This window comes from Neogemmobacter tilapiae (genome assembly GCF_014652215.1).
Classification (GTDB): Bacteria; Pseudomonadota; Alphaproteobacteria; order Rhodobacterales; family Rhodobacteraceae; genus Neogemmobacter; species Neogemmobacter tilapiae.
In genome coordinates this window covers 60,731-73,144 of the sequence record NZ_BMYJ01000010.1, presented here as the reverse complement: position 1 = coordinate 73,144, position 12,414 = coordinate 60,731, and the positions used below count along the sequence as shown (strand labels likewise).

The following is a 12,414-nucleotide window of genomic DNA, read 5'->3' as shown; positions in this document are numbered from 1 at the left end:
ACACTACATCCCGTCGGTGGGGGGTTGGGGGGAATGGAAACCGCCGGGCAGATCGCTGGGCTTTCGCGGCGACCTTATCCCGGCAAAGATGCGCAAAGGGTTAACGGCTTTGACAAAAGCGTTGTCGCGGAATTTGGCCTTGGCCGTTTCGATCCGCATGACGTCCTCGATCCGCCGATCCAGAAAATCCCAGGTGTTTTCATGGCCGGGGCTGTCATCCCCCAGCCAGAACAGCACGGTCGCCCCATACACACCCGACAAGGTGGCACGTTTGGTATACCAGTTCACATCATCCGATGTGTCACCTAAGGCCCGCCAGATGGCATCCGCCGTGCCCCAGATCGCCTTGGTGCCCTCGACGGCATGGGTCGGCAGGGAAAAGAAGGTCGTGCCCCGCCGCACCAGCTCTTTGTCGCCCGCCAGTTCCAGCCGCAGCCGCACGGCATGGGCGATCCGGTCCCGAAAGCGCATGGCCGAAAGGTCGGCCTTGGCCAATTCCTCGACCATCTGCGCATCTCCCCGCCGATGATAGGCCATGGCCAGATCGACCGCCCCGCGCGGAAACAACGCATGGGCCAGCCCCTCTGCCACGCCACTTTCGGCAATTGCCGCTTTCAGGGTGATCGCCGACCAGCCCTCAAACGGCACATGGCCCAGTGCGGCGCTCAGGATGCTGTCCTTGGGGTCTTGTTCGTCCATAATGACCTCCGGTCACTCGTCAGGATGTTCGCCAGTCTTGATCAGGTTCAACCGCAGGGCAAGCGGATCTGCGACCATCTCGGCTGTCCCTTGCCGGCCCATCAACATGATCTCATCCTTGGCCGGGTCAACCTTGGCCCAGCCCGGATCGCCCTTTTGCACAAAATTCACCAGAAAGCGCATTTGGCGGCGCATGACGGTTTCATCGTCGCGGTGCAGGCCCATGGGAAAGCGGCGGTCCAGCGTGCCAAAGAAATACGGGAGTTCGCTGGCGTGGGGCGCACCGTTCCAAGTGCCCTCCATCGGCGTCGGCACATGATCGAAACGATAAAGCCAGACCGGCGCCCCCCGCGCGGCGAGGGCGCGAGCGAAGTGGCGGGCTGGTTCCTGCATGGTGCGATCCGCGCCGATGGCGAAAAGCAGCGCTTTGGGGTCGGTGAAACCGTCCTCAAGATAGGCGGCCTTGGCCGTTTCCGCCGCGGGGCCAAACAAGGCAAAAGGGTTGTCGAGGGGCGGCAGATGCACGGGCAAATCGTCTCCGGTCGTGCCGATCATCAGCGGAATGGGCCGCATGGTCTTGACAGCATCGCCCGGTGCCGCAGGAACCAACGCGTCGCGGATCGGCCCCAAGGCATAGGTCATTCTTTCGGCGTCATTCATCAGTCCAGACATATTCAACTGCCCGATCAGCGCCTCGGCCGGCAGGGCACGCACCGCCGCCATCGCATCCGACCCGCTAATCCCCTGCCCTTCCGCAAAGCGAACCCCCGCCGCCTGCGCCTGTTCGATCGTCAGCCCGCCCAAAAGCGGGGCACGGCCGCCGCCGGACATGACCACCGCTTGCTGGAACAGCCCCTCCGCCTGCGGCATGGCCATCAGTTTCAGGACGGCATCGCCCCCCGCCGATTCGCCCCAGATCGTCAGCCTTTGCGGATCGCCGCCGAAAGCCGCGATGTTTCTGTGAACCCATCCCAGCCCGGCCAGCATGTCGAGCAGCGCGAAGTTCCCGGTTTCGGCTGCAAGCTCGGGGTGATGAAAGAACCCGAACCGTCCCAGCCGGTAATTCAGGCTGACCACGATGATCCCCTGTTCGGCCAGCGCCGCCCCATCGTAGACCATGGGTGAGGCCCCGCCGTTCACATAGCCGCCGCCGTGGATCCAGAGCAGGACGGGCAGGTTTTCGGGGTTTCCCACAGGCCGCCAGATGTTCAGGTAAAGGCAATCCTCAGACGGAGTTGTTCCCGTCGGCGCGGCGTCGCTGGGGTCGGGAAGCTGGGCGCAGTCGGGGCCGTAGGTGACCGCGGCGCGGGGTGTTTCCCACGCAGCTACGGGTTGGGGCGCCATCCAGCGCAGGTCGCCGACTGGGGGCGCGGCGTAGGGAATGCCTAGAAACGAATCGACGGCCCCCACGGTCTGCCCCACCACCGGACCGGACAGGGTGCCCACCTCTGGCCCCGCGAAAGCCCCTGTTCCTGCCAAAACCATCGCCAAAACCGCCCCCCACCGCATCCAATGCCTCCCTCATAGACAAACGCCCCGGCCTTTGTTATGAGGCCCGCGCCTGCACTTATTGTGCAACTCTAGCTTAGGAAGGTGGTGACAACCACATGCAGGTCAGCGTCCGCGATAACAACGTCGAACAGGCCCTTCGGGCCCTGAAGAAAAAGCTCCAGCGCGAAGGCGTTTTCCGTGAAATGAAGCTCAAGCAACATTTCGAGAAACCGTCCGTCAAAAAAGCGCGCGAGCAAGCTGAGGCCGTACGTCGTGCAAGGAAACTTGCCCGGAAAAAGCTTCAACGCGAGGGCGGTCTTTAAGACGTCGCTTTACGGAAGTTGGGGGCCTAGGCCCTTTGTCAAATCAACCCCCGTCCGCAAGGATCGGGGGTTTTTCTTTGGGGTTTTCACGCGTGAAAACACAAGCAAGCCTTTGAAAATACGATCACATCGTATTTTAAGAATGCGTTATTCCAGCCCTGCAATAATCGCCCGCAACGTCACAATCCCCTCACCCTTTTCCGAGCTGGTCACCACCAGTTCCGGATAGGCCGCCGGGTGTTTTGCCAAGGCCCCACGCACTTGGGCCAAGGTTGCTTCGCGCTCTGCCCGGTTGATCTTGTCGGCCTTGGTCAGCACCACCTGAAAGGTCACCGCCGAGCGATCCAGAAGCGCCAAGATCTCGGCATCCACCGCTTTGACCCCATGCCGCATGTCGATCAGCACAAAGGCCCGCCGCAGCGTCTGCCGCCCCGCCAGATAGGATTTCAGCAGCGCCTGCCATTTCGCCACGATCGCCACCGGCGCCTCGGCATAGCCATAGCCCGGAAGGTCAACCATATAGCGTTCTTCGCCCAGCGCGAAATAGTTGATCTCTTGCGTCCGCCCCGGCGTGTTCGACGCCCGCGCCAAGGTTTTCCGCCCCGTCAAGGCATTGATCAGGCTGGACTTGCCCACGTTCGACCGGCCCGCAAAGCAAACCTCGACCCGATCCGCCGGGGGCAGGCCAGACATGGCCACCACACCTTTGACAAAGGTCACGGGGCCAGCAAACAGCAGGCGGCCTTTTTCGCGCGCCTCATCCTCGGGCGCAGGTGTTTCGGGAAAGGGCAGCATGTTCATAGCAACGTCACCTTATCGCCTTCGGCAATCCTGCCCGCTTGGGTCACCAAGGCATAGACGCCAAAATCTTGATGGCCCCAATGCGCATTCAGCGCGGCCAAAGTGTCCAGATCATCCACCCCGGTTTCGGGGTTCACGCAGGTTGCCCGGCAACGGGTGATTCTTTGTTCGACCCGCAGTTCAGCCTCGCCAATCCGCAAGCTGCGCCCCAGCAGATCAAATTCGGCGAAGGGTTCCATCCCGTCGAGCCAGAGGTTCCCCCGCCAGCGGTGGATCGACAGATCCTGCCCCAGCTTTTCACCCAAGGCGCGGTTGGTCGCCAGATTGAGGATGGACAGATAGGGTTGCCGCAGATCGGTCATGGCCTGTCCCGGCACCTGCACCACAAAGGCGGGGGCGGGCCGTGCGGCGGGCCAGATCGGGCGCAGCCAGTCGATCAGGGCTTGGCCCTCGCTGTCGGGCGCAAGGGTCAACACCCCGGCGCGCGGATGGGTCAGCGTCACGCGCCGCCCGGCCACATCGCTTTCGGCGCGGATCGCCATGAGTTCCGGCCCGGCCACGCCGCGCAGAAAGTTCATCTTGGCGGCCCATTCGGCCAGATCCGGGCCAAATTTTGCCGCCTCATGCGCCACGGCCCATTCGCGGTCAAAGGGCAGGGCTTGGCCCACTGTCAGGCTGGCCGCCGCGATCCGTTCATGGCCCACCGATTTGATCGGATGGCGGATAAGGGCGGCCAGTTGCATCACTTTTTGCCTTTCGGCGCACCGGGCTTGTTCGCGGGTTCGGGCACGCCCGCCGGGGCCGTCTTGCGCGACAGGCTTTTGCGGATGTTGCCAAAGACATCAGGTTTGTGCCCGTGGCTGCGCATGATGATATATTGCTGCGCAAAGGTGATGATGTTGTTGGTGATCCAGTAAACCACCAGCCCGCTGGCGAACCCGCCCAGCATGAACATGAAGATCCACGGCATCCAAGCAAAGACAGCGGCCTGCGTGGCATCGGTCGGCGTCGGGTTCAGCTTTTGCTGCAACCACATGGTAATGCCCAGAAGGATCGGCAGCACACCGATGAAAATCAGCGCGAGGATCGAGCCCGCTTCGGGCGGGGCCCAAGGCAGCAGGCCGAACAGGTTGAACAGGGACGAGCTGTCGGGGGCGGAAAGGTCGCGGATCCAGCCAAAGAACGGCGCGTGGCGCAATTCGATGGTGACGAAGATCACCTTATACAGCGAGAAGAAGATCGGGATCTGCACAAGGATCGGCAGGCAGCCCGCCGCGGGGTTCACCTTTTTATCTTTGTAAAGCTGCATCATTTCGCGCTGGTAACGCTGGCGGTCGTCGCCTGTGCGCTCCTTGAGCGCCTCCATCTCTGGCTGAAGTTCTTTCATCCGGGCCATCGAGACATAGGATTTGTAAGCCAGCGGCAGGACGAGCAGTTTCAAGACGAAGGTCAGGGCGATGATGGCCAGCCCCATGTTGCCGATGATCTGGTTCAGCCAGTGCAGAACGGCGAAGATGGGTTTCGTCAGGAAGAAGAACCAACCCCAGTCAATGCTGTCGATGAAACCGGCAATGGGGGCGGCGCTGTCGTTCTGATAGCCGCGAATGGTGGCCCATTCCTTGGCCCCGGCGAACAGGCGGGTGGTGGTTTCGGCCTTGGCCCCCGGCGCGACGGTCAGGGCGGGCTGGCGGATTTCGGCCTGATAGATGTCAGAGGCGGGGGTGTATTTCATGACACTGGTAAAGGGCGCGCCTTGCGGCGGAACCAGCGTGGTCATCCAGTTCTTGTCGGTAAAGCCGATCCAGCCGTCGGTGGTGCCGGGGGTGACTTGGGCCAAGGCACCTTCGGCCGGGATGACGGGCAGTTCGCGCAGGTCATCATAGCCGATCTCGGCCAGTTCGCCATCGGTGCGGCCCACGATGCCTTCGTGCAGGACGAAGAAGTTTTGCAGATCAGAGGGCAGGCCGTGGCGGGCAATGACACCGTAGGGGGCCAAGGTGGCGGCATCCGTGCCGTTGTTCTGGACGGCATCGGTGACGGTGAACATGTATTTGTCATCGACACTGATGGTGCGGGTGAAGGCCAGCCCCTTGCCATTGTCCCAGGTGAGGGTCAGCGGCTGGCCGGGGGCCAGCTTGGCATCGGCGGGGGCGGTCCAAAGAGTGTTGGCGCCGGGAACATCGGTGAATTCCAGCGCCCCGCCGGGGGCCCAGCCGTAAAGGGCGTAATAGGCGGCGGCCTCACCCACGGGGTTCAAGAGGCGGACGATGGGGGAATTGGGGTCCAGCGTTTCGCGGTAGGATTTGAGGGCCAGATCGTCGATGCGGCCACCGCGCAGCGAAATGGAGCCTTCGAGTTCGGGCGTGTCGATGGTCAGGCGGGGGGCCTCGGCCACGGGTTCCGCAGCCTCGGTCGCGGCGGTGGTTTCGGTCGTGGCGGGGGTGCTGGCCTCGGTCGTCGCCGTGGTGGCGGGGGTGGTGGGCATCACCGGGACTTCGGGTTGCGGGACAATAAGCGTCCAGGCGAGGATCACCATGAAGCTAAGCGCCACAGCGAGGATGAGGTTCTTGGTATTGCTTTGGTCGTCCATGCGGTCTCGCGCGCCCCTTGCCGTCGATCTGGTCAGCGGGTTGGTCCCGTGCTGACTGCAAACAACATGAAAGGCCCGGGCGATTCTGCATCACCCGAGGCCCTGATTGGCGCTGCTTCAACAGAAGCGGTCGGCAAAGGTCAAGCGGTTTCGGGGAAATGGGGGGCTGGGGGCTGGGGCGGAGGGCCTTTTGGGAGGGCAGCACTAGCGTCGGGCGACCTTGCGGGTGATGCGGGGGGCTATGACAGGGGCGGCGCGGAGGCTGTCCATCCAGGGGAGCGTTTCGTCAAAGGGCATGGGGCGGGCGATGCCAAAGCCCTGAACATGGGCGCAGCCGAGTTGCGCGAGCATGGCATGTTCGGCCCCGGTTTCGACGCCTTCGGCGAGGGTTTCAAGGCCCAGCTGTTCGGCCATGGACACAAGGGCCGCGACCATGCGCTGCTGTTCCATTTCGCGGTCGACGCGGGTGACAAAGCTGCGGTCAATCTTGATGCGGCGGACGGGAAAGCGGCGGACGCTGGAAAAGGCGGCATGACCGGTACCAAAATCATCCAGATCAATGCGGCAACCCATGTCGGCCAGGGCGCGGACATTGCGGATGATGATGTCGTTCTCGCGTTCGGCGACCACGGTTTCCAGCACCTCGACCGACAGGCGGTCGGGCGTCAGGGCGAAACGGTCGAGTTCCCAGCGCACCTTTTCGGCCAGTTGCGGATTGCGCAGCTCTTCGGCAGAAAAGTTGACGCCGACCGAGGTGATGTGCCGCGCCGCGCGGTCCCAGCGCGAAATGGCCTGAAGGGCGTGGAACAGCATCACCTCGCCCAGTCGCTCGGCCAGGCCCATCTGTTCGATCATGGGCAGGAACTGCGCCGGGGGCAGGATGCCGCGCTGGGGGTGATACCAGCGGGCCAACGCCTCAAATCCCGTGACTTCGCCGGTGTCGGTGGAGACTTGGGGTTGGAAATGCGGGCGGATCTGGCCCAGGTCCAGCGCCGTCTCTAGATCTTGGCGCAGGGTGCTGCGGGCCTGTTGGCGGGCCTTGACGTCTGGGGTGAAGGCGCGGATCGCGCCGGGGCCGTTCAGACTGGCATCCTGCGCGGCATCAAGGGCCGCTTGAAGCAGGGCCTGCGCCTGCAAGGCGGGGGCGCGGTCCAGCAGGCAAAAGCCGACGGAACCCGTCACATAATGCGTCGCTGTGCCTATGTTGATCGCGGGGGTGAGCGCGGCCTGCAAACGCGCCGAAAGCTGGATCATGCTTTCCAGATCGATCCGCCGTTCGGGCCGCAGGCCAATGAGAAAGCCACCGTCCGGCAGGATGGCCACGCGGTCGCCCAAGCGCAATACCGCGACCAATCTTTCCGCCGATTGTTCCAACACTTCGGTCAGAACACCCATGCCATGCAGGCCGAGCAGCCGGTCGAAACCGTCAATCCGCACCACGAGGCAGCAGGAACCTTGGCCCGTTTGCCCTTTCTCTGCCATCGCGCGCGAAAGCAAGGCCAGAACGGCGGGCATGGCCACCTGTCCGCCAGTGCCCAACGGCGGCTCCACCAGCCCAGCCGGAGCCATTTCGCGCCAGCCGAGGGCCAAAACCAAAGGCACCCCCAGCGCCACCAGAAGCAAGGCCGTCTCGCCGCCCAGCCAGAAAGCCACAAGCGCCACAGCCGGAACCATCATGAGCGTGCCTGGCCCCCGAAGCCCGCGCAGCGCACGCCGCCCCAGAACCAAAAGCCGCTGTTCCCCACCGTCCACCATGACACAATCCCCAGAACCAACAGGCACAAGGCCCACAACCGAAAGGTTATGGCTGGCAAGGTGAGTGAGAGGTTAATCCAGACGGGGAATTTCGCTAGAATTGTTCTTATTCTGTTCCATCGACATCAAGTTCGCCGTCAGCCCAGCGAAATCGAACAGGTTCGGATCCAGCAAATGGCTAGGCCGCGCGTTCATCAGCGCCCGGAACATCACTTGACGCCGCCCCGGCGTGCGCTGTTCCCACCCGTCCAGCAATTGTTTGACCTGTTGCCTTTGCAGCCCGTCCTGCGAACCGCAAAGATCGCAGGGGATGATCGGATAGTTCATCGCACGGGCAAAAGCCTCGCAATCGGCCTCGGCCACAAAGGCGAGCGGCCGCAAAACCATCAGATCGCCGTCTTCGTTCACCAGTTTCGGGGGCATCGTCGCCAGACGCCCGCCGTGGAACAAATTCATGAAAAATGTTTCCAGAATGTCGTCGCGGTGATGGCCCAGCACGACCGCCGAACAGCCCTCTTCCCGCGCAATCCGGTAAAGATTGCCCCGCCGCAGCCGCGAACACAGGGCGCACATGGTGCGGCCGGCCGGAACCTTGTCCATCACGATGGAATAGGTATCGGCATATTCGATACGATGCGGCACGCCCATTTTGTTCAGAAACTCGGGCAGAACCGTCGCCGGAAAGCCGGGTTGGCCCTGATCCAGATTGCAGGCCAGAATATCGACAGGCAACAGACCGCGCCATTGCAGTTCATGCAGCACGGCGAGCAGGGTATAGCTGTCCTTGCCGCCGGACAGACAAACCAGCCAGCGCGCCCCGCGTTCGATCATGCCATAGGCATCCATCGCCTCGCGCACTTCACGCACCAGGCGCTTGCGCAGCTTCTTGAACTCGGTCGTCGAGGGCGCGCCGTGGAACAGCGGGTGAATATCGTCTGAAGCGTCGTCAAGCATGGCAAAAATCCAATCGGCGGATGCCTGCGTATAACCGAGGATACAACAAAGGGGAATGCGCCGATGCGCAAGCGGTCTGGCCTGATTCTATCACTGATGCTTAGCCTTTCGGCCTGCGGCGGCGCGCCGTCGCAGAACGACCCGGTGCTGAGCGAACGCGATCTGGATATCGAGAAATTCTTTGATGGTCATCTTGTCGCGCAGGGGCAGTTTCAGGATGTGTTCGGCAAGGTGCGCCGACAGTTCGTGGTGGACATCCGAGGGAATTGGGACGGGGAGCGGCTGCGGCTGGTCGAGGATTTCGTCTATGAGGATGGGTCCAAGGAACAGCGCGTTTGGACGCTGAAAAAGACCGGCCCCGAGACTTGGGAGGGCACAGCGCCGGGGGTGATCGGCAAGGCGGTGGGGGTGGAGCAGGGGGACCGGTTCAACTGGCGCTATACGATTGACCTGCCGGTTCCTTCGGCCGAGGGGCCGCAGCCGCCGGTGCGGGTGACCTTTGACGACTGGATCTGGCTGATGGAGGACGGGCGGGCGTTCAACCGGGCCTATATGTCGCGTTATGGCGTTCGGGTGGGGGATGTGTCGATCTGGTTCGAGAAACGCTAGGCCTTTGCGTCATGGTCGGGGTCGGTGCCGGGCACCGGGTCATAGCCGGAACCGCCCCAAGGATGACAGCGACAAAGGCGGTGGGCGGTCAGATAGCCGCCCTTGAATGCGCCATGTTTGTCGAGGGCCTCTAGCGCATAGGCGGAACAGGTGGGTTGAAAGCGGCAGCCGTGGCCGACCCAAGGCGACAGAATCAGGCGATAGGCGCGCACCGGCAGGGCCAGAACCTGCGCGAGGGGGGTCATTTGGGGGCCCCGTGGACTTTCTTCATGGCCAGGGCCAGATCGGCCAGAAGATCGGCAAAGGCGCGTTCGGCAGTGGCACCGGGGCGGCCGACAAGGACATAGTCCCAGCCGGGCCGGGCGGTCTTTGGCAAGACAGCGCGGGCGATTTCGCGCAGGCGGCGACGGGCGCGGTTGCGCATGACGGAATTGCCGACCTTTTTGGAACAGGTGAATCCGATGCGGACGGCAGGGGAATCGTCGTTGCGGGCGCGAGCCTGCAAAAGGAAACCCGGCATGGGCTGGCGGCGGGACGAGGCCGCTTTCAGAAAATCCGCGCGTTTCAGCAGGGTGACAGGTTGCACAAACGACGAAACCGCCGGATCAGCGCTGACCGGGGCTGTTGTGCCTTGGTCTGGCTGTTCCGACGGTGTCATGTCGATCCCCGGTCGTACCGTGGGAAGCCGTGCAGCGCTTAGGCCGACAGCTTCTTGCGGCCACGGGCGCGGCGGGCGTTCAGAACCAGACGGCCGCCTTTGGTCGCCATGCGGGCGCGGAAGCCGTGCCGACGGGTGCGGACCAGGTTCGAGGGTTGAAATGTGCGCTTCATCGCGGCTCTCCATTTGACAGGCAGGGCAAATCCGGCCGGATTCGGCCCCACCCCAATTTGAAGCCCGTCCTTTAAGGGGGGGACAGGAATAAGTCAACGCGGGGAATGGGGGTTTTTCGGGGCGATGCGCGGGGGGGCGTGGGGGCGGGGGGCGGGGATTGTTACAAGGGGGGCGTGGTTGGTCAATCCGGCGTGAGGGGGCTATCGGCTTTGGCCGGGACAGGCCATGTTCGGGCAAAAGGAAAACCATGCCGCAAAATCTGTTGCTTCGTCGTTTGCCGCTGTTGGCCCTGCTGTTGATGGCGGGGCTTTTGGCGTTTTTCGGGCGGGAGAAGATCAGTCTGGGGACGTTGGCGGAACATTTTCAGGCGGTGACGGCGTTTCGGGACAGCCATTTTGCCTGGGCGGCGGGGCTTTTCGTTGTGGCCTATGTGGCGATGGTGGCCTTTAGCCTTCCGGGGGCGATTGTGGCGACTTTGACGGGGGGGGTGCTGTTCGGGGTCTTTCCGGGGGTGGTGTTCAATGTGCTGGGGGCGACTTTGGGGTCGATGCTGATCTTTGGGGCGGCGCGGATGGGGTTCGGGGGGGCCTTGGCGGAAAAGATGCGGGCCAAGGGGGGAAAGGTGGCGCGGGTGGAGGCGGCGTTGCGGGAAAACGAATGGTCGGTGTTGTTCCTGATGCGGCTTTTGCCGGTGGTGCCGTTCTTTCTGGCGAATCTATTGCCGGCGGTGATGGGGGTGTCGATGCGGCGGTTTGCGGTGTCGACGGCTTTGGGGATTCTGCCGGGGGCTTTGGTCTATACGGGGATCGGGGCGGGGCTGGCCGAGGTGCTGGCACGGGGGGAGGCGCCGACCTTGGCGTCGCTGAAGACGCCGGGGGTGGTGTTGCCCTTGGTGGGGTTGGCGGTTCTGGCGGCTTTGCCGATGGTGTTGCGGCTGTGGCGGGGGCGGGTGCTGTGATCGAGACGGATCTTTGCGTGATCGGGGGGGGATCGGGGGGGCTGTCGATTGCGGCGGGGGCCGTGCAGATGGGCGCGCGGGTGGTGCTGATCGAAGCGGGAGAGATGGGGGGGGACTGCCTGAACTATGGCTGCGTGCCGTCGAAGGCGCTGATTGCGGCGGGGGAACAGGCCTATCGGATGGGGCGCGGCGGGGCGGGGATTGGGGGGGGGATGCCGGTCGTCGATTTCGGGGCGGTGAAGGATCATGTGGCGGGGGCAATTGCGGCGATTGCGCCGCATGACAGTCAGGCGCGGTTTGAGGGCTTGGGTTGCCGGGTGATCCGGGCGCGGGCGCGGTTCATTGGGCGGGACAGGGTTCAGGCGGGGGATCAGGTGATCCACGCGCGGCGGTTTGTGATTGCGACGGGGTCGCGGCCTGCGGTGCCGGATGTGCCGGGGCTGGCTGCGGTGCCCTATCTGACGAACGAGACAATCTTTGCGCTGCGGGAAAGGCCGGAGCATCTGATCATTCTGGGCGGAGGGCCGGTGGGGTTGGAGCTGGCGCAGGCGCATCGGCGGTTGGGCTGCCGGGTGACGGTTCTGGCGCGGTCGCAGGCCTTGGCGGGGGAAGATCCGGAATTGGCGGCGCTGGCCTTGGCGGCGCTGCGGAGTGAAGGGGTGGAGGTACTGGAGGGGGCCTTGGTGACCGGGGTTTCCGGTAGCGTGGTTGTGTCGCTGGACGATGGGCGGCAGATTGCGGGCAGTCATCTGCTGGTGGCGACGGGGCGAAAGGCCAATGTCGACGGGCTGGGGCTGGAGGTTGCGGGGGTGGCGTTCACCGCCAAGGGTATCACGGTGGGGCCGAACCTGCGCACGACGAACCGCCGCATCTTTGCGGTGGGCGATGTCGCGGGTGGGCCGCAATATACCCATGTGGCGGGGGCCCATGCGGCGACCATTCTGAAACAGACGCTGTTCCCCCTGCCCGCCCGCTTTGCCCCCCGCGCCATTCCGCGCGTCACCTATATTGACCCCGAACTGGCCCATATCGGCCTGACGGAAGCCGAAGCGCGTGCCCGCCATGGCGACAGCATCGAGGTCATCCGCCTGACCTTCGCCCAGAACGACCGCGCCGTCACGATGGGCGAAACCCATGGCCTGCTGAAATTGATCGCCCGCAAGGGCCGACCCTTGGGCGTTTCGATCTTTGGCCCCCAAGCGGGCGAGCAGATCGCGCTTTGGGCCATCCTTTTGCAACAAAACCTTAAACTTTCGGCCCTGACCGGCACGATCTTGCCATATCCCACCCTGTCAGAGCTTTCCAAACGCGCGGCGGGGGCCTATTTCTCGCCCAGACTGTTTCAGAATGACCGGATCAAGCGGGTCGTCCGTCTTGTCCAGCGTTGGTGGCCCTGATCCGG

The 12,414-nt window shown here is 63.6% G+C and carries 14 protein-coding genes; 4 read left to right on the top strand and 10 right to left on the bottom strand.

The genetic code is table 11. The features are described 5' to 3' along the window. Window positions 1-3: 3 nt before the first annotated feature. Window positions 4-699 (bottom strand): COQ9 family protein, encoded by a 696-nt coding sequence (locus IE095_RS15025; RefSeq protein WP_189412538.1) that lies wholly within the window; start codon window positions 697-699, stop codon window positions 4-6. Between the two features lie 12 nt (window positions 700-711). Then, window positions 712-2,208 (bottom strand): carboxylesterase/lipase family protein, encoded by a 1,497-nt coding sequence (locus IE095_RS15020; protein ID WP_189412536.1) that lies wholly within the window; start codon window positions 2,206-2,208, stop codon window positions 712-714. Between the two features lie 98 nt (window positions 2,209-2,306). On the opposite strand from IE095_RS15020, the gene rpsU reads away from it, so the two are divergent. Beyond that, window positions 2,307-2,513 carry a 30S ribosomal protein S21 gene (gene rpsU / locus IE095_RS15015; RefSeq protein WP_008027119.1) on the top strand — a complete coding sequence of 69 codons (207 nt, stop codon included), beginning with the start codon at window positions 2,307-2,309 and terminating at the stop codon, window positions 2,511-2,513. 147 nt (window positions 2,514-2,660) lie between these two features. Here the strand turns inward: rpsU and yihA are convergent, their stop codons facing one another. The 5 genes from yihA to ttcA form a co-directional block, all read right to left on the bottom strand. Next, window positions 2,661-3,314, bottom strand: coding sequence for a ribosome biogenesis GTP-binding protein YihA/YsxC (yihA, locus tag IE095_RS15010; RefSeq protein WP_189412534.1), 654 nt, complete (start codon window positions 3,312-3,314; stop codon window positions 2,661-2,663). Further along, a complete protein-coding gene (locus IE095_RS15005; protein WP_189412531.1) occupies window positions 3,311-4,057 on the bottom strand; it encodes an MOSC domain-containing protein in 747 nt (248 codons plus the stop codon). Before IE095_RS15005 ends, yihA begins: the two co-directional genes overlap by 4 nt. Beyond that, window positions 4,057-5,904: a membrane protein insertase YidC gene (gene yidC, locus IE095_RS15000; RefSeq protein ID WP_189412529.1), complete on the bottom strand. Its 1,848-nt coding sequence runs from the start codon at window positions 5,902-5,904 to the stop codon at window positions 4,057-4,059. Before yidC ends, IE095_RS15005 begins: the two co-directional genes overlap by 1 nt. 204 nt (window positions 5,905-6,108) lie before the next feature. Then, entirely contained in the window at window positions 6,109-7,659 is a 1,551-nt protein-coding gene (locus IE095_RS14995) for a GGDEF domain-containing phosphodiesterase (protein ID WP_189412527.1), read from the bottom strand. A gap of 72 nt (window positions 7,660-7,731) precedes the next feature. Further along, window positions 7,732-8,613, bottom strand: a complete 882-nt coding sequence (gene ttcA, locus IE095_RS14990) for a tRNA 2-thiocytidine(32) synthetase TtcA (RefSeq protein ID WP_189412525.1) — start codon at window positions 8,611-8,613, stop codon at window positions 7,732-7,734. Between the two features lie 63 nt (window positions 8,614-8,676). Between ttcA and IE095_RS14985 the strand changes: the two genes are divergently transcribed. Further along, window positions 8,677-9,222 (top strand): DUF3833 domain-containing protein, encoded by a 546-nt coding sequence (locus IE095_RS14985; protein ID WP_189412523.1) that lies wholly within the window; start codon window positions 8,677-8,679, stop codon window positions 9,220-9,222. Here the strand turns inward: IE095_RS14985 and yidD are convergent. The 3 genes from yidD to rpmH are packed head-to-tail and all read right to left on the bottom strand — an operon-like array spanning window position 9,219 to window position 10,053. Next, a complete protein-coding gene (gene yidD, locus IE095_RS14980; protein WP_189412521.1) occupies window positions 9,219-9,467 on the bottom strand; it encodes a membrane protein insertion efficiency factor YidD in 249 nt (82 codons plus the stop codon). The two genes, IE095_RS14985 and yidD, sit on opposite strands and share 4 nt — an antisense overlap. Next, window positions 9,464-9,880 (bottom strand): ribonuclease P protein component, encoded by a 417-nt coding sequence (gene rnpA / locus IE095_RS14975; RefSeq protein WP_189412520.1) that lies wholly within the window; start codon window positions 9,878-9,880, stop codon window positions 9,464-9,466. Before rnpA ends, yidD begins: the two co-directional genes overlap by 4 nt. Window positions 9,881-9,918: 38 nt before the next feature. Next, window positions 9,919-10,053: a 50S ribosomal protein L34 gene (gene rpmH / locus IE095_RS14970; RefSeq protein WP_189412519.1), complete on the bottom strand. Its 135-nt coding sequence runs from the start codon at window positions 10,051-10,053 to the stop codon at window positions 9,919-9,921. 248 nt (window positions 10,054-10,301) lie between these two features. On the opposite strand from rpmH, the gene IE095_RS18440 reads away from it, so the two are divergent. Both IE095_RS18440 and IE095_RS14965 read left to right on the top strand, forming a co-directional pair. Then, the gene (locus IE095_RS18440; protein WP_229804835.1) at window positions 10,302-11,012 is read left to right on the top strand and encodes a TVP38/TMEM64 family protein; all 711 of its coding nucleotides are present in this window, start codon (window positions 10,302-10,304) and stop codon (window positions 11,010-11,012) included. Further along, window positions 11,009-12,409: a dihydrolipoyl dehydrogenase family protein gene (locus IE095_RS14965; protein WP_229804834.1), complete on the top strand. Its 1,401-nt coding sequence runs from the start codon at window positions 11,009-11,011 to the stop codon at window positions 12,407-12,409. Before IE095_RS18440 ends, IE095_RS14965 begins: the two co-directional genes overlap by 4 nt. Window positions 12,410-12,414 lie beyond the last annotated feature (5 nt).

Excerpts from the sequence above, each read along its gene's own strand:
- IE095_RS15025 (WP_189412538.1), bottom strand. The coding sequence starts at position 699 with ATGGACGAACAAGACCCCAAGGACAGCATCCTGAGCGCCGCACTGGGC.
- IE095_RS15020 (WP_189412536.1), bottom strand. The coding sequence starts at position 2,208 with ATGCGGTGGGGGGCGGTTTTGGCGATGGTTTTGGCAGGAACAGGGGCT.
- rpsU (WP_008027119.1), top strand. The coding sequence starts at position 2,307 with ATGCAGGTCAGCGTCCGCGATAACAACGTCGAACAGGCCCTTCGGGCC.
- yihA (WP_189412534.1), bottom strand. The coding sequence starts at position 3,314 with ATGAACATGCTGCCCTTTCCCGAAACACCTGCGCCCGAGGATGAGGCG.
- IE095_RS15005 (WP_189412531.1), bottom strand. The coding sequence starts at position 4,057 with ATGCAACTGGCCGCCCTTATCCGCCATCCGATCAAATCGGTGGGCCAT.
- yidC (WP_189412529.1), bottom strand. The coding sequence starts at position 5,904 with ATGGACGACCAAAGCAATACCAAGAACCTCATCCTCGCTGTGGCGCTT.
- IE095_RS14995 (WP_189412527.1), bottom strand. The coding sequence starts at position 7,659 with ATGGTGGACGGTGGGGAACAGCGGCTTTTGGTTCTGGGGCGGCGTGCG.
- ttcA (WP_189412525.1), bottom strand. The coding sequence starts at position 8,613 with ATGCTTGACGACGCTTCAGACGATATTCACCCGCTGTTCCACGGCGCG.
- IE095_RS14985 (WP_189412523.1), top strand. The coding sequence starts at position 8,677 with ATGCGCAAGCGGTCTGGCCTGATTCTATCACTGATGCTTAGCCTTTCG.
- yidD (WP_189412521.1), bottom strand. The coding sequence starts at position 9,467 with ATGACCCCCCTCGCGCAGGTTCTGGCCCTGCCGGTGCGCGCCTATCGC.
- rnpA (WP_189412520.1), bottom strand. The coding sequence starts at position 9,880 with ATGACACCGTCGGAACAGCCAGACCAAGGCACAACAGCCCCGGTCAGC.
- rpmH (WP_189412519.1), bottom strand. The coding sequence starts at position 10,053 with ATGAAGCGCACATTTCAACCCTCGAACCTGGTCCGCACCCGTCGGCAC.
- IE095_RS18440 (WP_229804835.1), top strand. The coding sequence starts at position 10,302 with ATGCCGCAAAATCTGTTGCTTCGTCGTTTGCCGCTGTTGGCCCTGCTG.